The sequence below is a fragment of the Acaryochloris thomasi RCC1774 genome, from assembly GCF_003231495.1.
GTDB lineage: Bacteria > Cyanobacteriota > Cyanobacteriia > Thermosynechococcales > Thermosynechococcaceae > RCC1774.
The window spans coordinates 70,497-95,120 of record NZ_PQWO01000013.1 but is presented as its reverse complement, the minus strand read 5'-3'; the positions used below and the strand labels follow the sequence as shown (position 1 = coordinate 95,120).

Below are 24,624 nucleotides of genomic sequence, written 5' to 3'. Positions count from 1 at the left end.
AGCGTTTTGGTAGGGCCCAAGGCTGTAATGATGATCGAAAAAATATGCTCCAGAATGGTAATTCGTTAAAGTCGAGCGAGCGAATTAGGCATTGGTGGGACAGAGCTGGCGAAAGTGATCGCCGCGACGTTCAAAGTTTTGATATTGGTCGAAGCTGGCGCAGGCAGGAGAAAGTAATACCGTTCGTGCCTGCAGTTCTCGGGCAAGCTTGATGGCTCGCGGGAGGGCGTTCTCCATTGTGTCTACGATCTCGTAGTCGATGTAGCCAAGGGTTTCTAAACGTTGAGCAAAGTTGGGGGCTGCGCGACCGATGAGCAGGACGGTGGCTGCTTTGGACTGAATGGTTCTGAGCCAGTCGGTGTCGTCTCCATCTTTGGCCTCGCCGCCTGCGATTAAAATTGCGGGACCCTCGACGGCAGCCAAACCTGTTTGGGCCGCCTCATAGTTTGTCGCTTTGCTGTCGTTTATGAAGTCGATGCCCTGCCAGGTGCAGATATGCTCCAGTCGGTGAGGAACGCCAGGGAAGTTTTGGATGGCAGTTGCGATCGCATCCCTCTCAATCCCTGCCAAATGGGCCACCGCCACCGCCATCAACAGATTCTGCTGATTGTGTGTTCCCCGCATCCGCAGCGCCTTAGTGGGCAACATCTGCTGCCCCTCCACCATTACCCATCCTGACTCTAGGTAAGCCATTGGTATGGGGGACTGCTGTGGCTTCCCCTGCGCGACCACAGCCTGGCTGCCTTGAGTACTGGTCCAAGAAGCATTCGGCCACCGAGCCATCAAACCATTGCGGAGATAATCGTCATCTCCATTCAAGACTCGCTGCTGGGAGCGATGTAATAAGAGCGCTTTAATTTCTCCGTAACGTTCAAGCGTGCCGTGCCGTTCTAAATGATCTGGGGACAACGTTGTCCAGACCCCAATGTTAGGAGCCAGGGTCGAAGAAGACTCAGACTGATAGCTACTCACCTCTGCAATCACCCAATCCGGCGTTTTGCCACTGAGAGCCAATTCACTCGCGCTGTTGCCAATATTGCCGCAGGCCGGAGCCTGTAAACCCGCCGCCTGGAAGATAGCTGCCGTAATTGCCGTCGTTGTTGTCTTGCCGTTGGTCCCTGTAATGCCCACCCAGGGACGATGCTTCAGATACCGCCAAGCCAGCTCCATCTCTCCCATCGCCTCAATTCCTTGCTCGCGAGCCGCTACCAGACTGGGCAACTGCCACGATACGCCAGGGCTTACAACGATGCGATCGGGGCGACTCATGCCTGCCGCTGCCAGCACTTCAAGGTCAAACCTAGCGCCTAAAGCAACGGTGATTCCCTCAGACTCCAGCTTTTGTTTCAGATCAGATAGCTTCTCAGACTGCCCCGCATCGCTCACTGAAACCTGCCACTTATCTTTATTCAACAATCGCGCAGCCGTGATGCCAGAGCGTCCAAGGCCAATGATATGAGCAGTGGGCATGGGTCAAGATTCAATAGGTCAATGAGCATTTCGCACCCCCTATCGTACCGTCTTGAGTTCCAGTCTCAGCGGCGACTGAAAAGCACTAACACAGATAGAAACCCGTATCCTGCTTGAGGATTGCATAAATCTCACCCAAAATCGATCTGCAATCACCTCGAAAACATTGATGGGGAAAGGCTTTCTGCCCAGCGATCGCGTAGCCCTCTGGGTTCGGCAACATGTCTTAAATTTGTATTGCAGCTTTCAACTTTCAGCGTTCGCTATGTTCAGATGGCTGAAGGTGCCTAACTATGCTGGACGAGGTGGGGATACCGTCCCTTTCGCCTTATTGAGAAGCCAAGTAACATAGAAGATATAGGGTTGTAAAACTTACTTGAGCTGAGCAGTCAGCCTCTGGTTTTGCTCACCCAGCAATATAAGGGTATTTCAGAAGTCTATTTTGTTAAGGGAAGAACGGAGTCATGGGATTATTTGACCGCGTTAGCCGAGTTGTCAGATCAAACCTCAATGCAATGGTCAGCTCTGCCGAAGATCCAGAGAAGATTCTGGAGCAAACCGTTGAGGATATGAAAGAAGATTTGGTGCAGCTGCGTCAGGCTGTTGCCCAGTCAATCGCGTCTCAAAAGCGGTTAGAGCAGCAGTACAATCAGGCTGAAACTCAGTCATCGAAGTGGTACAACAACGCTCAGCTTGCGCTTAAGAAAGGAGACGAGGGTCTAGCGCGCGAAGCCCTTTCCCGGAAAAAGACTTTCTCGGATACAGCCGCCAGCCTTAAGACTCAATTGGATCAGTCCTCGACGCAGGTTGCGAAACTGAAGCAGGGCATGACGGCCTTAGAGGGCAAGATTGCTGAAGCGAAGACCAAGAAAGATATGCTCAAGGCCCGCGCTAGAGCAGCCAAAGCCACTGAACAGATCAATCAAGCCATGGGTGGCATGGACCCAGCTAGCGCCATCAGTGCCTTTGAACGTATGGAAGATAAGGTGCTGAGTATGGAGGCTCAGTCTGAAGCGGTCGCGGAACTGGCCGGCGACACACTAGACTCTAAGTTTGCTGCGCTAGAGGCTGGAGGCGATGTTGATTTCGAGCTGCAGGCCATGATTGAAGAAATGAATGGGGGTGCTCTCCCTCCTGGTGAAGAAAGTAAAGGGGCATTACCTCCCGGAGAAGAGGCAACTCCGAATCTGGAGCAGACTGCAACGGATGCTGAACTCGCAGAGTTGCGTTCCAAACTGGACGAGGCATAAGCAGGGTTAATGATAAAGTGAGGCGATCATCTGCAGGGCCAGCAGATTCCTTTACCGAAACTAACCTGTTAGACCATGCACTTTGCCCATCGCTTACAGTCCCTTCAGGTCAATGTCTTCGCTGACATGGATCAGGCTAAGAGCTTAGCCGTTGCGGCCGGTCAGTCTCTTATCGATCTGTCTTTGGGGTCTTCTGATTTACCCGTAGAAGATGCTGTTCTAGAGGTGATTGCTCAGTCTCTTCAAGATTCTAGTACCCACGGTTATTTGCTCTTTCACGGTACCCGCAGGTTTCGGGAAGCGGCAGCTCAATGGTATGAGCAGCGTTTTGGCTTGGCAGTGGATCTAGAAACGGAGGTGCTGCCTCTAATTGGCTCTCAGGAAGGGACGGCTCATTTACCCCTAGCAATCCTCAATCCAGGGGATATCGCGCTCCTGCAGGATCCGGGCTACCCCTCTCATGTCGGTGGGGTGGCTTTGGCAGGGGGCGAAATGTACCGGATGCCGCTGTTGGCTGAGCATGAGTTTCTGCCAATTTTTGAGAATATTCCGGCAGAGGTTTGTGCCCGCGCTCGGATGATGGTGTTGAGCTATCCCCACAATCCGACAACTGCGATCGCAACTCTCCCTTTCTTCAAATCCGCCTTAGAATTCTGTGATCAGCACGATCTGGCCCTCGTCCACGACTTTCCCTACGTCGATATTGCCTTTTGCGGACATACACCACCGTCGGTTTTGCAAGCCGATCGAGAGCGTAAACGGTCCATCGAATTTTTCACGATGTCAAAGTCTTACAGTATGGGTGGCTTTCGGGTCGGTTACGCCATCGGCAATGCCCAACTGATCAAAGCCCTACGGCAAATCAAAGCCGTAGTAGACTTCAACCAATACCTCGGTATCCTCAACGGTGCCAGCAAAGCCCTTACCAGTTCTCAAGAAAGCGTTGCCCGGCTCGTCGGCATTTTCAAAGAACGCCGAGATGTTTTCATAGAAGCGCTCAAGGACATCGGATGGTCCGTCACAACACCTGCAGCTACCATGTACGTCTGGGCACCCCTACCGGAACCTTGGCAGCAAAATTCAGTCGAATTCTGTAAGCAGTTGGTGGCCCAAACCGGAGTCGCAGCTTCTCCGGGAGCGGGCTTTGGTCAATCGGGAGAAGGCTATGTTCGCTTTGCCCTAGTTCACGACCCCGACACCCTTAAAATCGCCGTTGATCGAATGGCAACCTTCCTGCATACTTGAGCAACGATTAGCCCCATTTAGCGTTCAATTTACCGTTTCCTCAATCAACAAGGATAAGACTTCATGCTGCACTCTTTCCGTCATACTGTCTCGGGACTGGCTGGTTTTCTGACGATTGTAGGCTGCAGTTTAATGAGCGCCCCAAGTCAGGCGGCTGAGCAGGTCACCATCAAATTTGGTCCCTTTGGCCGCACGGTTTCTGTGGCCGATTTACGAGCATATGCAGAAACTGCAAAGGCTTCTCCTCAGTTAGCTTCTGTCTTAAGCGTTGTCAAATCTGAGCAGCGAGAGTCACTGCAAAAAGGTCTCAACGTCAAGCTTCCCTTTGAAGCGGTTCAGGTGGATAGGCTTTTGCGCTCTGGGCCAGGTGCCCAGCTACTGCCTCAGGTGGCTCAAGTCACAGTCTTGCCCGGAGATGCGGAAGAGTTAGCCATGCGCAGTGGGTTGGTTCTAGCCGCTGGGTCTGAAGAGGGATTGGGCGTTTTAAGCTTTTTAGAGGCCTATCCGGTCCCGACACTGACGCTGGATGCTCGAGCGATGCAAAAACTGCTGAAGTCAAATTCCGAGCTCGGTTCTCTGCTCGGCGGATTTGGTGGTGCAGGTCAGTAACGCTCCATTCATATAGCTTGTCAACGACCCGGAATTGATACAACCAGCTTTGTAGGACAATTCTTATGAGGCTTTAGTCTTTTGTGCCTCTACTTCTAGACGCATCATGGCAACATGCGTCAACCCACCAGTTCTGATCGGATGCTCTTGTAAATATTGCTCCACAACCTCTGTCACGAAGACCTCTGCTCTTTCCTTCGGAACGCATTGAATGTAGGGGAACCAAGTGGTGCGAATCCATCCGGCTAACGCTTCGGAATTAGAGTGCGTCATATCTTTAGGAATCAACTCCACTCGCAGAGGAGCAAAGCCTGTGGTCGGGAGCCAGTTTTGATAATCGACAGGACTGTTAAAAAAGTAAGGGAACGTAAAATCTTCGAAATATTTGTGCCATTGAGACTGTCGCATTACGGTCTCGAAAGCCTGAATAATGCCTAAGGCATTCCCTTGCCCGCCCATCTGTAACAAGATCCGGCCCTGAGAGCGTAGTCCTGCAGCAAGCCCATTCAGGACAGAAACGTGATGATCAACCCAGTGCAAAGTGGCATTAGAGAACGCAACATCAAATTCATTCTGAAAAGTGAGCTGACGGGCATCCATTTGCTGAAAGCTCAGGTTCGCAGACTGAGCTTTTGGATAACGGGCTTGGGCCAAATTAATCATGGCTTCTGACTGATCAACACCGAGCACTAAACCGCCCGGTACGCAACGGGCCAACTCCGCCGTAACTTTGCCGTCTCCGCAGCCCAGATCAAGGATATGTTCATGGCCTTTCAAGTTCAGCTTGGCAATCAGTTCCTGTGCCCATTTTTGCTGGGCAGATGAATTTTTTTCGTAGTCCTGGGCATTCCAATCTGACATTTTTGTCGCGATCGAGCGTGTATTCACGACCCATCATAGATGGCATAATGTCTCCACAGGAGCTGTTGCCGTCATTCTTCAGACTAGAGGGTTACGCCGCAAGTCTCAGAGATAATGGCAAGGAAAGACCTTTTGAATATCTTGGAATGGTTGACCTGCAAAAAATTTCGTTCGTTCTCGTTGACCCCGAAAACGATAGCAACATCGGAGCTGCAGCCCGAGCGATGAACACAATGGGGTATTCTGATTTACGGTTGGTGCGCCCCAAGGCCGATCCGCTAAGCGGTAAAGCAAAAGCCCTCGCCCATGGATCCGAGCAGATCCTAGAAACAGCCAAAATCTATGATGATTTAGCTTCAGCTCTGGAGGGGACTGATTTTTCCTGCGCCACCACCACCCGGCATCGGCTGCAAAAGTACACCTATCTCTCTGTTCGAGAACTACCTCAGCACCTCAATGGGAAAGCTGATAGCGTAAAGAGCGTTGCCTTGGTCTTCGGCGGGGAAACATCTGGTCTCAGTCGTGGTGATCTTGAGCATTGTGATCTACTCACTACAATTCCTCAATACAGGCCGCAGCCATCGCTCAATCTTGCCCAAGCTGTGATGGTTTACTGCTTCGCGCTTTCGGAAGTACAGACTCTTATTCAGACTGAAGACTACCGAATCAACAGCCAAGAGATGCCGCTCTTAGAGTATGCCAATCTCAAATCTTCCTCCTTGCGATTGATGGAGCGAATCGGCTTGTCAAAGCGCAATCAAGACTACGTGATTAAGGGGCTAGCCCGCCTCGGATATGAAGATCTCTATTTGCTTCATAATATCCGTTCTAGTATCGATCGGCTGCTGGATAAGCTTGAAGTGAAATCAGGTTAGATTGGGTTCGATTAGTAGTGGTTGTAATCTAGAGAGTCTGCCTGATAATCAGGTACCCTACGGAACTATTTAAGTGGCATCACTTCTAAGCCAAGATCATTTTTTTCGATATGCAATGTTATTGCCGCTATTTGTTAAGCTATCGGAACTTAGAAGGAGTTGCCCCAGAGATATTCGGCTTTCTGCTCAAATGCTCTGTCGGTCAATATTGTGATACTATTCAGTAACAATTTCATAGATTTGGTTCTAACGGGGTCCAGCCGTTAGAGGAAACGGGGAAAGTTCGGTGCAAGTCCGTCACTGTCCCGCAACTGTAATGAGGCTTTGGCCTCTAAGTCAGAATGCCCGCCGATCATTTCATACTCACTTTTATCTGCGAGGTACAGATAATGTCTAATCGCTTTTTTCGCGTTCAATTGGGAAACGAGGTACCAAGCCGTCACCACAAGCAGACTGTGGCAATATGGCTTACTTGCTGCCGGTAGCGCCAGCAGCCTTGCCTACCCTCATGCCCCTTTTGTCAGTTTTGCCACGCTGGCGGGAGTCACCCTCGACCGCAGGCAAGCCATTGTCTCTGTTGGACTGATTTGGTTCATCAACCAATTTTTGGGTTTCACCCTTCGGCAATATCCTCTCAGTGCGATCTCACTTCTGTGGGGTGTGTCTATGGGGCTGGGAACGATTGCAGTTGCTTTGATTGCTTCCATACAGCCGCAATTTAGCCGCCGTAGCTGGATAGGGCAAAGTCTGTGGCTAGGCATTTCATTGTTGCTCGGTTTTTGTCTTTATCAAAGCGGCACTCTGCTGGTCAATCAATGGGTGGGGATGCACGGTCTTACGGCTGATGTGTTACTGCGAATGCTGTGGCGAGAGGTGCTTTGGGCGATCGCACTGTTTGCTGCTCACACAGCCTTTGTCTTGAGCTATCAACGCACTCTGCAGCGGACTTTGCGCTAAATCATTCTGTTTGATTGAAGACTAATTTCATTCTGTCTCTGTTCAACTGGGGTTGCCTTTGCGATCTCGTTGAATTACTTGTCGCTAAAACATCTGAATTACGCTTTATCTTCATGAATTTACTTTTTGTCTGGGGACTGTTTTGTGCAGTCCTGACGACTGGGAGCATTACGCTCTGTTTCCTAATGAACCATCGCTATCAATTCTTCGCGTTGCGGAAGGCGGTCTATGCGAATACAAAATAGCGCTTGGCAGGGCACCTTTGGTTACTGGCAGAGCCTGTTTATTCATCAGCATCTTTTGATGATCGGCCACACGGCCTGGAATGGTTATCTCAAGGCAGGGCGGGGGCTAGTCGTTTGCGAGATTGCCGACGTCATTTCACCTTCTATTGATTGGAGCGTGGAGACGGTGGCTTTCGATCAGGCCTTTATTCCCCAAGCAGAGATCAAACAATATCTACAGGCATTTGAACTAGAGACAGAGGCCGTCACCGCGCTGCTGGCTGCGGTCTCAACTTATAACCCGGCTGAGACTGTTGCGATCTCAATTCTCGGTAATGGCGCTGTCCACATCAACCTGCTGCAACGGCTAAAAATTTCCCCGAGAGACTGTCACAGCCAGGTGCAGCGACGTTGGGCAGAATTTCACCCTCCCGCAGCACCACTCAATTATGAAAAAGCACGCAAAAACTAATGCAACTTAAAAAAAAGGGATGCACTCATGCAGTTCTGTCTCGCGTGGAGAAATCTGCATGATTAATCGTTCTTTAACCCCACCCCGTCCCCGCTGGAACGTGATTATCTCCACACTGATGCTTCATCTCGGCTTACTATTGGCATTTCTTCCCGCTAATTTCAGCTGGCAAGCCGTTGGCGTGGCGCTCTTCCTGCACTGCCTCACGGTGGGTCTAGGTATTTCTTTAGGGTTTCATCGGTTAGCAACCCATCGCAGCTTCAAAGTCCCTAAATGGTTAGAGTATTTCTTCATCTTGTGTGGCACTTTAGCTTTTCAGGGCGGTGTCAAAGGCTGGGTGGGCTACCACCGAATGCACCATCTCTACGCCGATTGCCTTGGTGATCCCCATGATTCAACTCAGGGGTTTTGGTGGAGCCATGTGAGCTGGCTGATGCATGAGGTGCCGACTCAAACAGAACTCTCTCGGTTTACCCAAGATATTACAGGCGACCCATTCTATGAATTTTGCCATCGGCACTATATTGCGCTCCAGGCTGCGCTGGCGGTCCTTCTCTATGGGCTGGGGGGAATGCCTTTTATCGTATGGGGTCTCTTCGTTCGTTTACTAATTGGTTTTCACGGCACTTGCTTTGTCAACAGCGCCTGTCATAAGTTTGGCTACCGGCACTATGAGGTGGGTGATCGCTCTACAAACTGTTGGTGGGTTGCGCTGTTAACCTTTGGTGAAGGGTGGCACAACAATCATCATGCGGATCAGTCCTCGGCACAGTTCGGGTGCCGATGGTGGGAAGTGGATCTTGTTTGGCTGACTATTCGGCTACTAAAAAAATTGGGGCTGGCTACAAAAGTTAAGGGTACAAGGCTGGCAGAATCAAGTTGGGAAAGTTGAATCAACGGCAAGAAATGAGATGGGTTTCAGTTTTAGTAACAGGGGAGTAGCCCCTAGCAGATGACTCTACGATAGCGATCAAATTAAAGGCTATCGTCAGGAAATAACTTGATTATGAATCGCTCGATTATCTCAGCATCTCTAACGGTGATATTCGCTCTGATGGCAACAACACCGGTTGCGATCGCTCAAACAGTTTCCGAAAAAGGCGATCCGCGTGTCAAGCAAGCTCTCGATGAAGCTGGAATGCCCTATGTAATTCTTGGTGATAGCGGTCAATTCAAGGTTTCGGTGACGCTGCAAAATAAGCGCAAACAGCATGTCTTTATCAACTCCGAAACCCAGAAGTTTGGTGACCTAGAAATTCGTAGAATCCACTCTGCCGCCTATCGCTCACCGGGTGCTTTCCCCGAGGCGATTGCCAATCGATTATTAATGGACAGCAACAAGAAAAAGATCGGGAATTGGCAAACGGTCCTGGATAGCAAGAAAACCCACTACGGCGTTTTTACGATGAAGGTCGATGCCGATTTGCCAGCGTCTCAGCTTTTAAAACTAATGATGGCGACGCTGGCGATCGCTGACAAAATGGAAGCAGAACTGACGGGCAAAGATATCTTCTAGATGCGGAATATTGGCTAGTTGGCGACAGCTACCCGTTGCCTAAGCTTCTTCATCAATCACGGCGCTGCGATCAAGCAATAGTAAGTTCCTAAGCTGATCGGTATCGAGTTCTGTTAGCCAATTTTCGCCAGCGCCAACAACCTGCTCGGCAAGAGCTTTCTTGCTCTCAATCTGCTCATGAATGCGCTCCTCTAGTGTGCCATTGCAGACAAACTTATGGACCTGAACATTCCGGGTTTGCCCGATCCGAAAAACGCGGTCGGTCGCCTGATTTTCCACGGCAGGATTCCACCAGCGATCAAAGTGAAAAACGTGGTTGGCCCGCGTCAGATTGAGACCGACGCCTCCTGCTTTGAGGGACAGAATAAATAGCCGTGGCCCCTGTGGATCATGCTGGAAACGGTCAATCATTTCCTCTCGTTTTTTCTTGCTGGTGCCGCCATACAGCAGTAATGTCTCTTTCCCGGTTTTGCGCTGTAGGTGCTGCTGCAGGAGTTTACCCCACTCGGCAAACTGCGTGAAGATCAGGGCGCGATCGCCTTCATCTAATACCTCTTCTAGCATCTCGTCTAACCGATGGAGTTTGCCAGAGCGATGGTCTTCAAGGCTGTCGTCCTTCAAAAACTGGGCCGGATGGTTGCAGATCTGCTTCAGCTTTACCAACGTACTCAAAATGAGGCCGTGCCGCTGAATGCCTTCGGCAGCTTCCACTGCATCTAAAGAATCCTGAACGACTTTTTCATAAAGGTCCGCTTGTCCAGGAGAGAGACTGCAGAAGACGATCATTTCCTGCTTGTCTGGCAGGTCTTGAATGATGTCGCGATCGCTCTTGGTCCGCCGCAAAATAAAGGGCTGCACTAGGGAACGCAACGTTTGGAGCGAAGCCGTGTCACCGTACTTTTCAATTGGGGTGGCAAACCGACGTTTAAAGAAGGGTTTGGGGCCAAGATAACCAGGATTAAGAAAGTCGAGAATAGACCACAGTTCCGTCAGGCGATTTTCCACCGGAGTCCCGGTCAGCGCAATCCGGCAGTGGGCCTGCAGCTCTCGCACTGCTTTGGACTGTCGGGCTTCGGAGTTTTTGATGTTTTGTGCTTCATCTAGCACAATGCCCCACCAGTCCACTTTCTTGAGACTTTTCTCATCGCGGTACACCAGCGGATAGCTGGTAACCACGAGGTCGTGTTTTTTCACGGTTCGGGCAAAGGTAGTTCCTTGATCGCGATCGGTCCCGTGGTGAACCATCACCTTTATAGAAGGGCCAAATTTTTTCACTTCCCGTTCCCAGTTGCCCAGTACGGAAGTGGGGCAAATTAAGAGAGCTGGACCGTTGAGGCGATCTTTTTCTTTGAGAGCCAGCATGAAGGCAATGAACTGGATGGTTTTCCCCAGTCCCATGTCGTCTGCGAGGCAGGCACCTAAACCCCACTGCTCTAGAAACTCTAGCCAGCCGACGCCTCGGGCCTGGTAGGGACGCAGTTCGCCTTTAAATTTCTCAGGAGTTTCGGCTGCTTCTAGGGTTTGATTGCCGCTCAGGGTGTTGAGCAGTGCCTGCAGCGGTCCTGATGATTCAAAATTAACGACGGGTAGCTTATCTAGGGTGAGGGTGTCTCCAGTGCTGATGCGGAGGGCATCCTGGAGCGAGAGGCCGGTTTGGTCTTGGCGAGATTCAAAGAAGGCTTGGGCAGCTCGGATATCTTGCGATCGCAACTCCACCCATTCCCCGTTGATCTCTACTAGGGGGGAGTCCTGAGCCACCAGCCGATCAAACTCAGCTTTCGAGAGGGTCTGCCCCCCAATCGCCAGCTCCCAGCCAAACTTCAACAGACTTTCCAGACCAATGGGACCACCCCGACTCGGATCTTGTGCCTGTGCCTTCACCTGCAGTCCGAGGCGGTTTGCTAGCCCTTCACGATTGGCGAGACTGGGGGGCAAAATGACGCCGAAGCCGCTATCTTCTAGCCGCCAAACCGCAGCCTTAATAAATTCATAGGCCTGTGCCGGGGTTAAAGACGTTCCAGTGGGTCGAGCACTCTCAAGACTCTCTTCCAAAATCGGGTAAACCCGCGAGGCGAGACCCAGCCCAACTAAGAGCGTTTCTTGAGGGCGGTCGATAGTTCGTCCCAGATAGTCGAGCTGCTCGGTGGGGGTACTCCAGACAACCTCGGCACTAATTAAGAACGAGGCGTCATCAATGGCCTGTAGCCAGTACTCTAGTTTCCAGTCATTGCGGCCTGAGCTAGGGGTCTGCAAATGAAAGCAGGGACGGAAATCCTGCTGCAGGCTTTGCTGCAGCGGAGCGGTCCATTCCCGAAGAGCAACCTCTAAACGATCGCCGCCTTTATTCAGAGGCGTCACCTCGGGGCCCAGCGACTTGATCCACTCCTGCAGAAGCGGATCTAATCCAGCTTTATCTAGGGTTTTTTCCAATTCAGGGTCAATGGTGCCGCGCACCTGATACCCCACCACCTGCTGCAGAAAATGAGTCAGAATTTGGTCTGGCTCTGGTGGCAGATCGATTTGAGCGTCCGACGATGGCTCCTGATAGAACCGGCAGGCCGACGGCATCCGGGCGGCAAACTGACGATGCCTTGCTTGGTCGGCAGCGCTATCAAACAGGGGCCGCCAGTGAGCGACATAGGTTTTCCCTTTAACCGGAGAAAGGGCGGGTAAGAATTTACCCCGTGCCAGTAAATCAAGTCCCCATCGGAGCGTATGGGTCCAGTAGATCAGGTCATCGCCCAGGGACTGTTCCGTGACGCGCCCGGGATTCAACGGCAGGGCATTGAGAAAGGCAATCGCCTCGGGCAGGCTGAGATGGAGGCCCGTGATTTGGACCGGCTGTAGGGCTAGATCGACACTCTCTGTGATCGGTACCGTGGAGTGGCAGACGGTGGGATTGTTTTCCTCCCACTGTGCTAGTAGAGATACGGTCTGATTGCCCCAGTAAACCGGCCCAGGCTTTTTGGTTTTGCGGGGTTTCTTCGGAGGATTTGCGATCGCATCTTTCACCGCCTGCGCTAGTTTCCATTCCTCTAACTGTTCAACCAGATGGGCAGCCAATTCCACCGCCGTCATTGCTAGGGCATGGGGTGTCACCTGCGACGGTTTCTCTATAGGCGTTGCCCTACGCCAGGTTTCGCCCCATAAAAAAAGCGATCCGGTCTCAGCAACCGAGTCGTACCCCTGCTGCGCAGCAGGAAGCCAATTGCCATGCAAAATTGCCATGTTTAACTCAGTGCTAGATCGGATAAAAACACGATTCGAACAACTTGTTGACCATCAGCTTAGAGCCAAGATCACCAGTTGCCCAGCAACACCCGCGCTAAGAAATCTCTTAGGACGAGGTTGTTCCTGTTCCCATGCTACAGGGTGGACTCTCAACAATCTACGCTTGTCTCTGTTTAGTCAGTGAACGGTCTCACGGTTCAAAAGTATTTCGCAATCAGCAAAAACTAGCGACATAAATGACGAAGATGGCCAACGCGCTCGGCCAACCCAACCAAACTCTGCTTTTATAGACGTCAATATTCTGCACTGACAGGCATCAATGTCTAAACGCCAGTGTCCTAACTTCATTGCTATCTGTGACGCTACAGTTAAGGATTGAAACCCAGTCAGACAGTATCAGTGCTAGGATCGCCTAAGTACAAAAAAGAAGTGAAAAAGTACACCGAGAAGGACAGAAAACTGAATGTCAGAAATTGTTAAGTCAATATCCGTAGACGGACGGGATATTCGACTCACGATAGGCCGTTTCGCGCCACAGGCCGGTGGGGCAGTCTTAGTAGAATCAGGGGATACATCGGTTCTGGTCACCGCCACGCGCTCCAGCGGTCGAGAAGGTATCGACTTTTTACCCCTGCTGATTGATTATGAAGAGCGTCTCTATGCCGCCGGTCGTATTCCCGGTGGTTTTCTACGCCGAGAAGGACGCCCCCCCGAGAAAGCAACGCTCACCTGCCGCCTGATTGACCGCCCTATGCGTCCTCTGTTTCCTAACTGGTTACGAGACGATATCCAGATTGTGGCCTCCACGCTTTCCATGGATGAGCAGGTGCCGCCGGATATGCTGGCGATTACAGGTGCCTCTGTGGCCACGCTGTTGGCAAAAATTCCATTTAAAGGCCCCCTCGGTGCGGTTCGTGTCGGCTTGCTCGGGGATGACTTTGTTATCAATCCCACCTATGCCGAGATTGCAGAAGGCGATCTAGATCTTGTGGTCGCGGGTTCACCCGATGGCGTGATCATGATCGAAGCTGGTGCCAGTGAAGTCCCTGAAGAAGACATCATTGAAGCCATTGATTTTGGCTATGAGGCCGTGGGCGATCTAATCAAGGCCCAGCAGGAACTGATGGCTGAGTTGGGCATTGAACTGGTGGAAGAAAATCCCCCAGAGACTGACTCCACGCTGGAGAATTTTATTCGGGAGCAGTCCTCTGAACCGATCAAGAAGGTTCTAGCGCGGTTTGATAAAGATAAGAACGTTCGAGATGCGTCTTTAGATGAAGTCAAGGACGCGGTTAAAGTTGCGATCGCAGACAAGCCCGAGGACGATCCCGTTCAGGTTGCCGCCGCAGCAAACCCCAAATCAGTGGGCAAAGTCTTCAAGAGCATCACCAAAGAACTGATGCGGAACCAGGTGATCAATGACAACGTGCGCGTCGATGGTCGTAAGCTCGACGAAGTGCGTCCGATTTCCTGCAAAGTCGGTGTGTTGCCCCAGCGCGTCCATGGCAGCGGACTGTTTAACAGAGGCCTCACTCAGGTGATGTCAGTGGTCACTCTCGGCAGCCCCGGCGACGCTCAGAAGATGGACGATCTCCATCCAGACGAGGACAAGCGCTACATGCACCACTACAATTTTCCTCCTTACTCTGTGGGTGAGACGCGGCCCATGCGCTCCCCCGGTCGTCGGGAAATTGGTCACGGTGCCCTAGCCGAACGCGCTTTACTTCCCGTACTGCCAGATCAAGAGTCATTCCCCTACGTATTGCGCGTGGTTTCAGAAGTGCTGTCCTCCAACGGCTCCACCTCAATGGGTTCAGTTTGTGGATCGACCCTATCGCTCATGGATGCTGGAGTACCGCTAGCTAAGCCCGTCAGCGGAGCCGCAATGGGCCTAATCAAGGAAGGGGACGAAGTCCGAGTCTTGACAGATATTCAAGGTCTTGAAGACTTCTTGGGCGACATGGACTTCAAAGTTGCTGGGACCGATCACGGGATTACGGCGCTTCAAATGGACATGAAGATCACCGGCCTACCGATGGAGGTCATTTCTAAGGCCATTCATCAGGCTAAACCGGCCCGTCTTCACATCCTGGAGAAAATGCTAGAGGTGATCGACAAGCCTCGCGATAACACCTCCCCATTCGCCCCTCGGATGCTGACGATCAAGATTGATCCTGACCAGATCGGCATGATCATTGGGCCGGGCGGTAAAACCATCAAAGGGATTACCGAGCAGACTGGGGCCAAAATCGACATTGAAGATGACGGTCGCGTCACCATCTCTGCCATTGCCGAAGACGGTGCCGAGAAGGCGCGCCAAATCATTGCTGGCATGACCCGGAAGCTGGCTGCCGGTGACGTGTTCTTGGGCAAAGTCACTCGCATCATTCCCATCGGTGCTTTTGTGTCCCTTGTCCCTGGCAAGGAAGGCATGATTCATATCTCACAGCTTGCCGATTATCGGGTAGGTAAAGTCGAAGATGAAGTCTCCATGGGCGACGAAGTGGTCGTTAAGATTCGGGAAGTGGATAATCGCGGTCGCATTAATCTGACGCGGCTGGGTATTCATCCTGACGAAGCAGCAGCAGCTAGGGCTGCAAGCTCTTAGAGATAGGCTGAAGATAGCCCGCCTCTGAAGATCAAATAAGGTCCAACACATCCCGGTCGTACCATTGCTCGATCGGGATGTGTTTTTGGCATCTAGCTTGTGGATAATGCCTCGCTACCAAGGGCGACTGGGTGTTGCCTGTAGCTGCGTGGGCAAACAGCCTAGCTGTGGATTGAGCGGGTGGGTTGCCTGCTTCCAACCGGGAGCACAGCCCTGCGGTGGCTGCTGCTGCGGGCGCTTCTGGGTAAGGGTCGGCTGAAAAACTGAAGTTTTTTGACGCTTCAGAATTTGTTGAGTGGGTTCAGAACTAGGCTTAGCCTGAATTTGTCCTGGCAAGCAGCCCAGCTGAGGGTTTACAGGATGAACCGCAGGCACCCATCCGGGTGGGCACTGCCCAGGGTTTTGTGGGATAGATTGTGCGTGGGCCGGTAGGCCCGCGGCCGTCGTCAGTAGCGTTCCTAAAGCAAGGGCGTGAATAAGATGTTTCATGATTGACTCCAAATCTCCATGTGGTTGATGTGCTTATCATCCTCAATCAGGCCAGGAGCAGCAGTGATAATCGTGGGCACAATGCGGTGATTTTGGCGTCACTCTACCTGTGATCCAGCGTAGATGCTCACTGCGACTCTAGATGCGCCCGAAGCCAGCCCCGACAAGGGCTTCAAGGACAGTGCGAGGGCTGTCTGTCGATGCTTCTGGAGTTTGGTTTCTACTTAGTTCTATCTTTTTCTACTTCCTTGAAAAGACAATCACAAAGATTTCTACTTGCTTAGCGCAGGTATGGGACTGACAGGTAACGGATAGACCTCTAGGCTATGACTATCGGTCTATGCAGCTATTAGCTGTCGTTAACTTTGGCCTTGATAGGCTAAACAAACCCACTATTCTCCGCATCTTAGTTAGTGGCGTTTAGAGCCTTGCGTTGTGGGCAAGGCATTTGTTCTAAAGTCCGTGCGTTGCCTATGCCGCGCCCCCTGGAGAATTACTATGACTTCCTCTCAAGGACAGCACCTCACCAGACGTTTAAGCTCAAGAGCTGCCTCTTGCCTAAGACTCAGCGGTACTAGCGCTTTATTTTTTGCACTGGGCTTCAGCCTATTCTCTGGTCAGGGAAACGCATTCAAGCAGCAGGTTGCGACCCAGAATTTGCGTATTGCTTTTCAGCAGCGGAGCGACGTCCACCCCATTGAGCAGCTTGCTCAGCTCCAGTCTAGACATTTTGTGACCTGTGGTTTGGTTCACCAACGGAGCAAACCCATGATGACTCTCCTTGACGATGAAGGAACATGTGCAGCCCCGAACCGCCCCCAGCAGATGCCAGAACACCGAGTCCGAATTGTCCGAATTGCCTAGGCAAGCTTACGACTGTTCCGTTAGCATACTTAGAGTTCTATTGCTGAGAGATTGCGATGGCATTACAGGTTGAACAGCTTGTCTACACCAGCTTTTTGGAGACGGGATTTAAAGGGTTAGCAGGTCCGCAAATTCCAGCCCATGTTCAGCAAAGCTTTGTCGAGGCCGTTGTTCATCAACATTGGAATGCTTACACTCCCCCCTCTGTGGGCTATCGTGCTGCTTATCTTCATCAGCTCTCTTTGCAGGAATGTTTATTTGGCTGGCTCTATAATGATGGGCTAGATGAGATAGGGCGAGATGGTGTGCCCTACTTCCTTTGCTATTACCTAGTTCAAGAACTTGAAGACTGGCACTTAAATCTTATTTTTGACTGTCTAGAGCGGGGGCCCCTCACGATTATTGATCGACAGCAAATCCCGTCTGCTTTGGATGCTGTAACTATTCCTGACCCCTGTGACTATGTGCCGACTCGGTCGGGAGTGGTGGTGCCATCTGCTACCCGAGGACGCTGCCGTCTGCAGCTAGACAAACAACAGTGTTTAGACTTCTGTCTTCCACTGGAGCCACAGGCTGGAGCGGTTGCCGCACAGCTTGAGGTCTCTGAGCCGTTGACGGTCGAAGAGGCGGAGCTATTGTCACCGCTTCCGGCCATCCCGATGGCCCTGCACGATCCCATGCCGCGCCAGACAATGCACAAGGCTGCTCTACTGATTGGGGTGAGTGAGTATGGTGAAGGGTTGCAGGCACTGCCCGGAACGCTTGAGAATGTGGAAGCCATGCGTGGGGTGCTGGAGCATCAGGAGCAAGGAGGGTTTGATGACGTTAAGACCCTTGTTGACCCTGACCCACAGGCGATGGCGGAAGCCATTGAGGCCCTCTTTTTAGATCGGCAGCCAGAGGATTTGGTCCTCCTTTATTTCTCGGGCTACGTCAGTGTGTTAGAGCCTCACGAAAAGATTGGGTTAACCACTTGCCTCAGCCGCCGAGGTGCCAACGATAATGTCGTCCGGTCGACGGTGGTTACGGCTGATTTCATTAATGATGTGATGGGTGATAGCCAGTCAGAACATCAGACCTTGGTTCTAGATTGGTGTATAGACGAGGGCCGCCCCCCACTAGATACAGCGCAACGAGCCGTGAAGTTTGCCCCTCAGCTTCAGGGCAAAAGACGCACGGTGCTGATGTCGGCAGCTTCGACTCAAACGGCAGTGGTTCCCCCACCGTCAGAGGGGTCTGCCTACACGTTCTTTTTAGTGGAGGGTCTCAAGACTGGCGCGGCGGATCTTAACTGTGATGGCAGTATTTCTTTAGGGGAGTGGCATACCTATGCTCAGCAGAGGCTGAGGCAGGTCTCACCGGCGATCGATCCACAAATATCGGGTGTGCAGACTGTGGCTAAAACTACGGTTGCCGTCTCTCCTACTCATGAACCTAGATTTAAGTACCGGAAGCAGGTCGAAGAATGTAGCCAACAGGGGCGAATTTCGGTTGAAAATCGCGTGGTGCTTGATACGTTGTATAAAATTTTGGAATTAAGTCTGGATGAGGCGACCACTATTGAAGCAGAGGTTCTAAAGCCTCGCCAAGAGTACTATCAGAAGCGACAGGATTATGCGATCGCATTTACTGAAGCCATTCAGAAAGGTTACCCTCTGACACCTGATCTGCAGGCCCAATTCAAGCAGTTTCAGCGGCAGCTTGGCCTAACCGATGCAGATATTGTGCCGGTTGAGTCAGAGTTAATCCGTCGCCTTGATGTCCTTAAGAACCCTGGGTTGATTGGAGCGTCATCCTTAAGCAGTCAGCCTGAAGGTCGGCCAACTGCACGGCAACGGATGGTTCGAGCCTTTGATTATGGGCGCCAGGCTATCAAGCCATTCTCTGAGCGGATGGTAACGGCTTACGGTTTACCTTTAGTGATCTCCGCTCGTCATTTGTTCGCTCGCTGTCGTCAAGGCTTGGCTCAACGTCCCTCTGTGGGAAGACTCTCGTCCGTAAAGCTGCGCCGTCTTAACCCTCTGCATTTGACCTACTTATGTATCGGTGTTGGGGTCAGTACCGTACTCTTGGTGGTTGTTATTAATCAACAACAGATGGCCAACCGTAAGCAGCGTGTGAACTCTGGTGTACCTGATCTAGAGCGTTCTTCTGCAATCGCAGAATCGCGTGATTAGTAAGCCTATACCGCTTTCTTTCTGCCAGCTCTGCGCGAGTTGTCTTGGTCCTCAGAGTCTGATGGTACAGGCCAAACGGAATAAGAAACTTTCGTCAGCGTCTGTTAGAAGTATTCTGTTGCCAGGAGATTGGGGAACTCTGCAGGTCGTAATGGAACTCACCGTTACGCTCTCAATCAATCACCTGGATTGCGTGAGGCTACTCACTGCCCAGCTTGGATAAAACCGCAATAGTGAACGTATTCACTACTCAAAGGTCTTTATTCATGAAACTGCAGCAAATGGTATTGATTAGTCTCTTGGGTCTATCGGCACTGCCCACTTTAGCCAGCGCACCGGCCCATGCCTGTACGCCAGCACCCGACAACCCCAACGGCTGTGATGGCCTCAACGGCAACCCGCGATTCGACCCGCGCGTTTTTGAACTGCGGCAGAAGATCAAATTTCCGGTGGGTCCTGTTTGCCTGAGCTGTCCACCCTATTCTGCGAAGTTGAAGGAACAGACTTTGCCGGTGCAGCCGGTGCTCCGCCAAGAGAACGTCTTGCTCAACCAAGATCGGTTTGGACAAAAGCTTCAGCAGCCTCAATCGTTCGGCCAATGATTATAGCGGTACGCGTATTGATTAGGACATCAAAATGGTTGAACACTATGTCCGTTAAAGAAGAGCTGTCCTAACTCAGTCGCGTATTGCTATATCTGCTGAGGGTTTATGAGGTATCGGGAAAGATCGTGAACTTAGGGCTGCATTTTGCAGCCCTTTTTCATGTGTCTTCGTTGTATTTAAGCGGCAATCCTATTGCTAGAGGGGCGGTGCCATCTGGGTCGCAAAGTTTTTTGCTCGATTGGGTGAGAGCTGTCGGGCCTTGAGAATTGCCCCTGTTAAAAACACGTAGGCTGCAATTCCCACCAACATCTGCAGTACATTTCCCACAAGTCCTCCAAAGGCGATCGCAAGGCTGGGGGTTGCATTCCAGACTGCGTGGAGGAGAGAGGCAGTCAAGTATCCAGTGGCCAGAATTTGCGGGCGTTTATTCGATTTCAAAATGCTCAGGCCAATAAAGTAGCCAAAATATCCGCTGTAGGCCATGTGACCGGCAACCGACCCCAGGATGCGCGGAATCAGAAGCTGGATCGCGTAGATATAACCGGCGTCAGTCCCGAATTCTTGAGCGGCCTGCTGCATGATTGTCGGTACGTATTGTCCTACGGTTTCTACCAGGGTAAATCCAAGGGCGGATGCAGCGCCTAAAACAATGCCGTCAAGTGGTTCCCAGACACCAATGCGCTCACGATTAGGAGGGCGCAGCAATCGGCCTATTGCAAATAAAGCAAAAACAGGGAGGGCTTTGAGCAGCTCCTCCATGAGGCCCGCGCCGAAGAAGTGGCTGATCAATTGATTCAAAAATCCTGTGGTTGGATCTTTGAGGTTTTGGGCAACGTAGTCCCCAGAGGCGAGAACCCAAAGACCTATAACTACGAGGCTGCCACCGGAAAGCCCCCAGCCAGCGGCGTGGCTAATCTTTCCTTTAAAGAGCTTGATGAACGCGATAGTAAGCAGAGCAAAACCGAGTGGAATCAAAAGAAGTCCGATATACCCTTCTCGGAAAAAGAAGGCAAAGATGTCCAGAATTGGGGTTATAAGGACAATCATCGTGAACAATGTTGAGAACACAATCACGAATAGTGGCTTGCGCTGGCCACAGAGTCGATAGATAAAGAAGAAGGCACCACAGCCCAAATATAGGGCCAGGAGATAGTTGAAAATGTTGGGGTTGCCCACCGTGGCGAATAGCGAGACGACCATCAGCACGGTAAATATGCCTGGAATCAAGAAGCCCTTTTTGAGTAAGTCCCGACGAACGGACATAGCGGGTAGCAGTTGACTGACGGATAGATCTTCTAGATTGTCACGGCCGGAGGAGGCCGACGGGGGTGTCGGTGCAGGAACTGCGCGTCGCTGTTCAAATGTGAATTGCGGTCCATTTTGGCCTAAGGCGATCCGGTCTCCCGGCGTGAGAGTGTACCATCCCTGAAGGGGCTGACCGTTGACGAAAGTGCCGTTGGCGCTGCCAAGGTCACAGATCTGCCAGAGGGTTTCGCCTTGTGCTGTTGAGTGACTGCTGGACCGGAGACTCGCGTGGCGTCGGGAAACGCCGCCGTACTCTTTAGAGTCCAGCAGGATCTGGCAGTCGGGGGACCGCCCAATCACGGTTTCTTGGAGGCTTGAGAGAGAATAGCAGGGTTGATCTGCAGATGAAATGAGTCTTAGTAAGCTACTGGGATGAGGCTCCATTACCCTTTTGTGATGTGAATGGCAGACGGGAGAAGAAAGAGGTTGAGCAAAGGCATCAAGCTGCAGTCCTTTTATAGAGGATTACACGGAATAGACCCTGACTCATCGTCGAGATAAAGAAATGTCTGGGTCGCTAGAGCGTATCTCAATTTCGCTGGAGAATAACGGAGAGGTTGTTGGCAGGCATCGAGACTGTTTTGAGTAGTTTGAGCTGCTGAATTTGAGCGGCTTCAATCACGTCTTCTAGATTGCGGATGCCCCAGGCCGGGTTTTGCGATCGCAACCCCTGATCAAACACGGCATTACTCTCTGCCGTATGCGCTCCATTTTGTTTATAGGGGCCATAGATGTATAAAATTCCCCCCGGAGGCAGGATTCGACCCGCCCCCGCCAGTAAGCCGAGACAGGCTGACCACGGTGAGATGTGAATCATGTTTATATTTGCGATCGCAACAATCGGCTCAACCAATCTGTATACTCCTTCCTGCTCCACTAACCAGCTCGAATCTTCAGCATTGAGATGAATCGGTGCCAGCAAATATTCTGTAGGGTGGTGGTCCCTCCACGCCGCAATACTGGCCTGCGCTACCGGATTAAGATCAGAGGGGAGCCAATATCGGGGCTGCAGTCGCGGAGCAAAATAGACGGCGTGCTCACCGGTCCCGCTTGAGACTTCTAAGACTGTTCCTTGAGTGGGTAAGACCTGATGCAGAATACTTAAAATTACATCTCGGTTCCGCTGGGTCGCAGGGGCATATTGGCGAGCATCAATAGCCATCGTCGTTAATGTCCTAGCAATTTCGGCTACCCCATTGTCCCCCATGATCGAAAGAACAGCGGCCTACAGCTAAAATATAGACACAAGCGCGATCGCGGATCCTTGCCATGACTGCCATTACCCTCAACTTAGAGCCATTGACTCAACTGACTCATGAACAGTTTTATGAGCTATGCATGGCGAATAAAGATGTGGCAATGGAGCGCAGTCCTGCAGGAGAGTTGATTATCATGCCTCCAGTCGGTGGTGGAAGTGGTTACCGTGAAGCCAGATTGATATCAAAACTATTTAACTGGCATGAACAGACAGGTTTAGGAATTGTTTTCAGCTCCTCCACCGTCTTTAAGCTTCCGGGCGGAGGCGATCGTTCCCCTGATGCGGCCTGGGTCAAGCAAGAGCGCTGGGATGCTCTTACCCCTGAAGAACAAGAAAGCTTCCCGCCCATCTGTCCTGATTTTGTGATTGAGTTGCGATCTAAGAGCGACAGATTGAGGCCATTACGGGCAAAAATGCAGGAATATCTAGAAAGTGGTCTGAGGCTAGGGTGGCTGATTAATCCCCAAGACCAAACCGTAGAAATCTACCGCCCTGAGAAAGAGATTGAAGTACAGCAAATGCCGGTTACTTTGCTAGGGGAAGATGTGTTGCCCGGATTTATCCTAGACGTGAGGTAGGGGATTGCGTGTTGAAATTCGACTGATTAAAATTATGGATTCATCAGGCGATACACCTGAATTTTTACGTCTTGAAACGCCATCGGCGAGATCGTACCGTCTTCCAGCACCTCCTCGGTGGTGTACTGCCCATTGTGCAAGTTTTTGAAGGTGTAAAGTTGCTTATCTCTTAAGTTAACGACCCAATACTCCTGAATGCCGGATTCAGCGTAGGTTATCTTTTTGGTTGTTAGGTCTTTGGTTAAGGTCGCGTTAGAAAATTCGATCAGCCAATGAATCTCGCTAGGGTAAGGGTGATGCTCTAGGTACACCGCGCCCAGGGGACGCACGATTGCCAGATCAGAGATTGGCTCTGAATCGTTGGTGAGGGTAATGGGATGGGCTTCGCGAATCTTGGCTTGGCTACCGAGCAGACTCCGCAGATAGTCACCCACTTCGCTGTTGTAGTAGGCGTGGGGTTCACCTTCGGGCGATATAACAACTAGCTCTCCGCGCAGTAGTTCGAGGGGCTGATCGTCAAAGATACCCGCTTTGATGGCTTGATGGTAGTGGTCAACAGTCCATTTATAAGTGGTGAGGGTCATGGCAACCTAGCCTCAACAATGCCTAGATAGCTTATTTCTTAATGGTTCGAGTATAGCGAACGGGCAATGCTCTTCGGATGTCCTGCCTCTAGGGGAGAAGCGATGCTAACGGCTTTCAATACTCGTGCCAGAATTGTAGGCTTATTCTCCTTCTCTAGCTGCCTTTCTCAACTAGAGTGAAGTATTGAAAATGCTATTCTGAGCTGAAGGCGTCTTTTGCAGAGCTTAAATATGTCCGGCTTACTTCCCACGATTGATCCAGATGGACTGCTTGAATACTCGGTTGTCTATACCGACCGTGCACTCAATCATATGTCGCAATCTTTCCAGGGGGTGATGAAGGATATTTCAGCCTCGCTCAAGCAGGTCTACAACGCTCAATCAGTCGTGATTGTGCCGGGAAGCGGCACCTTCGCAATGGAAGCGGTGGCTCGCCAATTTGCTGCTGATCAAAACTGTTTAGTGATTCGCAATGGCTGGTTTAGTTTCCGCTGGACCCAAATTTTCGAGATGGGTAAAATTCCGGCGAAATCTACGGTAATGAAGGCCCGACCTGTTACGAACGGTCCTCAAGCGGCCTTTGCGCCAGCCCCCATTGCAGAAGTTGTTGCAACGATCCAGGCCGAAAAACCAGCGGTGGTGTTTGCGCCCCATGTTGAGACCTCTGCAGGTATGGTCTTGCCCAATGACTATCTCAAAGCCGTGGCAGATGCCGTGCATAGCGTCGGTGGCCTGTTTGTTCTAGACTGCATTGCCTCGGGCACCATCTGGGTTGATATGAAAGCCTGCGGCGTGGATGTACTGATCAGTGCGCCGCAAAAAGGATGGAGCAGTTCCCCCTGTAGTGGTTTGGTGATGCTCAGCGCCCTGGGCCGCGAACGGATTGAAGGCACCCGCAGCAGCAGCTTTGCCTGTGATTTGCTCAAGTGGCTGCAAATCATGGAGACTTACGAAAAAGGTGGACATGCCTATCATGCGACGATGCCAACGGATGCTTTGACGGTGTTCCGTGATGTGATCAATGAAACCGAAGTTTATGGCTTGGAGCGCGTTTGTCAGCAGCAGCAGGAATTGGGCGATCGCATCCGAGCATTGCTGGTAAATAAAGGTATTAAGAGCGTGGCGGCAGAGGGGTTTCAGGCCCCTAGCGTGATTGTTAGCTATACCAGCGATCCAGAGATGCAGTCTGGGAAAAAGTTCAAGGAGTTGGGAATGCAGATTGCGGCTGGGGTGCCCCTGCGATGCGATGAGCCAGAGGATTTCCAGACCTTTCGGATTGGTTTGTTTGGATTAGATAAATTGCAGAGTTGCGATCGCACTGTGGCTAAATTTGAAGCCGTTTTAAATCAGATTGTGTAAGAGCAGTGATGTCGTTGATGGCTGTCTGTACAACAACAAATCGGCTATAGTATACATAGTACAAACGTACTTTGCGTTTCTATTGTC

Annotated in this window: 21 protein-coding genes and 1 riboswitch; of the genes, 14 read left to right on the top strand and 7 right to left on the bottom strand. The window is 51.4% G+C overall.

All coding sequences use genetic code 11. The features are described 5' to 3' along the window. Positions 1–84 precede the first annotated feature (84 nt). On the bottom strand, positions 85–1,470 hold the full coding sequence (murD, locus tag C1752_RS18795) for a UDP-N-acetylmuramoyl-L-alanine--D-glutamate ligase (RefSeq protein WP_110987598.1): 1,386 nt from the start codon (positions 1,468–1,470) through the stop codon (positions 85–87). A 464-nt stretch (positions 1,471–1,934) separates the two neighbouring features. On the opposite strand from murD, the gene C1752_RS18790 reads away from it, so the two are divergent. The 3 genes from C1752_RS18790 (at position 1,935) to C1752_RS18780 (ending at position 4,574) form a co-directional block, all read left to right on the top strand. Continuing rightward, on the top strand, positions 1,935–2,720 hold the full coding sequence (locus C1752_RS18790; protein WP_110987597.1) for a PspA/IM30 family protein: 786 nt from the start codon (positions 1,935–1,937) through the stop codon (positions 2,718–2,720). Between the two features lie 75 nt (positions 2,721–2,795). Next, positions 2,796–3,965, top strand: a complete 1,170-nt coding sequence (locus C1752_RS18785; RefSeq protein WP_110987596.1) for an LL-diaminopimelate aminotransferase — start codon at positions 2,796–2,798, stop codon at positions 3,963–3,965. Positions 3,966–4,028: 63 nt separating this feature from the next. Further along, positions 4,029–4,574 carry an alpha/beta hydrolase gene (locus C1752_RS18780; RefSeq protein ID WP_110987595.1) on the top strand — a complete coding sequence of 182 codons (546 nt, stop codon included), beginning with the start codon at positions 4,029–4,031 and terminating at the stop codon, positions 4,572–4,574. A 63-nt stretch (positions 4,575–4,637) separates the two neighbouring features. Here the strand turns inward: C1752_RS18780 and C1752_RS18775 are convergent, their stop codons facing one another. Next, positions 4,638–5,435: a class I SAM-dependent methyltransferase gene (locus C1752_RS18775; protein ID WP_110987594.1), complete on the bottom strand. Its 798-nt coding sequence runs from the start codon at positions 5,433–5,435 to the stop codon at positions 4,638–4,640. 146 nt (positions 5,436–5,581) lie between these two features. Here C1752_RS18775 and C1752_RS18770 point away from each other — a divergent pair, with 146 nt between their 5' ends. The 5 genes from C1752_RS18770 (at position 5,582) to C1752_RS18750 (ending at position 9,479) form a co-directional block, all read left to right on the top strand. Then, the gene (locus C1752_RS18770; RefSeq protein WP_110987593.1) at positions 5,582–6,310 is read left to right on the top strand and encodes a TrmH family RNA methyltransferase; all 729 of its coding nucleotides are present in this window, start codon (positions 5,582–5,584) and stop codon (positions 6,308–6,310) included. 224 nt (positions 6,311–6,534) lie between these two features. Next, a riboswitch (cobalamin riboswitch) is annotated at positions 6,535–6,677 on the top strand. A 239-nt stretch (positions 6,678–6,916) separates the two neighbouring features. Further along, positions 6,917–7,267, top strand: coding sequence for a hypothetical protein (locus C1752_RS29030; protein WP_199464448.1), 351 nt, complete (start codon positions 6,917–6,919; stop codon positions 7,265–7,267). Between the two features lie 228 nt (positions 7,268–7,495). Beyond that, positions 7,496–7,963, top strand: a complete 468-nt coding sequence (locus C1752_RS18760; protein WP_110987592.1) for a hypothetical protein — start codon at positions 7,496–7,498, stop codon at positions 7,961–7,963. A 58-nt stretch (positions 7,964–8,021) separates the two neighbouring features. Then, positions 8,022–8,855, top strand: coding sequence for an acyl-CoA desaturase (locus tag C1752_RS18755; protein ID WP_110987591.1), 834 nt, complete (start codon positions 8,022–8,024; stop codon positions 8,853–8,855). 114 nt (positions 8,856–8,969) lie between these two features. Continuing rightward, on the top strand, positions 8,970–9,479 hold the full coding sequence (locus C1752_RS18750; RefSeq protein ID WP_110987590.1) for a hypothetical protein: 510 nt from the start codon (positions 8,970–8,972) through the stop codon (positions 9,477–9,479). A gap of 39 nt (positions 9,480–9,518) precedes the next feature. On the opposite strand, the gene C1752_RS18745 is transcribed toward C1752_RS18750, so the two are convergent. Continuing rightward, entirely contained in the window at positions 9,519–12,707 is a 3,189-nt protein-coding gene (locus tag C1752_RS18745; RefSeq protein ID WP_110987589.1) for a sll1366 family intein-prone helicase, read from the bottom strand. A gap of 466 nt (positions 12,708–13,173) precedes the next feature. Here C1752_RS18745 and C1752_RS18740 point away from each other — a divergent pair, with 466 nt between their 5' ends. After that, positions 13,174–15,318, top strand: a complete 2,145-nt coding sequence (locus C1752_RS18740) for a polyribonucleotide nucleotidyltransferase (protein WP_110987588.1) — start codon at positions 13,174–13,176, stop codon at positions 15,316–15,318. 114 nt (positions 15,319–15,432) lie between these two features. Here C1752_RS18740 and C1752_RS18735 read toward each other — a convergent pair whose 3' ends face one another. Next, a complete protein-coding gene (locus tag C1752_RS18735; protein ID WP_110987587.1) occupies positions 15,433–15,807 on the bottom strand; it encodes a hypothetical protein in 375 nt (124 codons plus the stop codon). A 498-nt stretch (positions 15,808–16,305) separates the two neighbouring features. Here C1752_RS18735 and C1752_RS18730 point away from each other — a divergent pair, with 498 nt between their 5' ends. From C1752_RS18730 to C1752_RS18720, 3 genes are all read left to right on the top strand, one after another. Then, on the top strand, positions 16,306–16,671 hold the full coding sequence (locus C1752_RS18730) for a hypothetical protein (protein ID WP_110987586.1): 366 nt from the start codon (positions 16,306–16,308) through the stop codon (positions 16,669–16,671). A gap of 56 nt (positions 16,672–16,727) precedes the next feature. Then, on the top strand, positions 16,728–18,848 hold the full coding sequence (locus C1752_RS18725; protein ID WP_110987585.1) for a caspase family protein: 2,121 nt from the start codon (positions 16,728–16,730) through the stop codon (positions 18,846–18,848). Positions 18,849–19,114: 266 nt separating this feature from the next. Then, the gene (locus C1752_RS18720) at positions 19,115–19,450 is read left to right on the top strand and encodes a hypothetical protein (protein WP_110987584.1); all 336 of its coding nucleotides are present in this window, start codon (positions 19,115–19,117) and stop codon (positions 19,448–19,450) included. 198 nt (positions 19,451–19,648) lie between these two features. Here C1752_RS18720 and C1752_RS18715 read toward each other — a convergent pair whose 3' ends face one another. Next, positions 19,649–21,142 carry a PrsW family glutamic-type intramembrane protease gene (locus tag C1752_RS18715; RefSeq protein WP_110987583.1) on the bottom strand — a complete coding sequence of 498 codons (1,494 nt, stop codon included), beginning with the start codon at positions 21,140–21,142 and terminating at the stop codon, positions 19,649–19,651. A gap of 145 nt (positions 21,143–21,287) precedes the next feature. Next, positions 21,288–21,920 (bottom strand): DUF938 domain-containing protein, encoded by a 633-nt coding sequence (locus C1752_RS18710; protein WP_110987582.1) that lies wholly within the window; start codon positions 21,918–21,920, stop codon positions 21,288–21,290. Positions 21,921–22,027: 107 nt separating this feature from the next. Here C1752_RS18710 and C1752_RS18705 point away from each other — a divergent pair, with 107 nt between their 5' ends. Then, complete coding sequence (locus C1752_RS18705; protein WP_110987581.1) at positions 22,028–22,594, top strand: Uma2 family endonuclease; 567 nt, start codon at positions 22,028–22,030, stop codon at positions 22,592–22,594. Between the two features lie 32 nt (positions 22,595–22,626). On the opposite strand, the gene C1752_RS18700 is transcribed toward C1752_RS18705, so the two are convergent. Next, the gene (locus C1752_RS18700) at positions 22,627–23,178 is read right to left on the bottom strand and encodes a Uma2 family endonuclease (protein ID WP_110987580.1); all 552 of its coding nucleotides are present in this window, start codon (positions 23,176–23,178) and stop codon (positions 22,627–22,629) included. 231 nt (positions 23,179–23,409) lie between these two features. Between C1752_RS18700 and C1752_RS18695 the strand changes: the two genes are divergently transcribed. Further along, on the top strand, positions 23,410–24,537 hold the full coding sequence (locus C1752_RS18695) for an aminotransferase class V-fold PLP-dependent enzyme (protein WP_110987579.1): 1,128 nt from the start codon (positions 23,410–23,412) through the stop codon (positions 24,535–24,537). Positions 24,538–24,624: the final 87 nt, after the last annotated feature.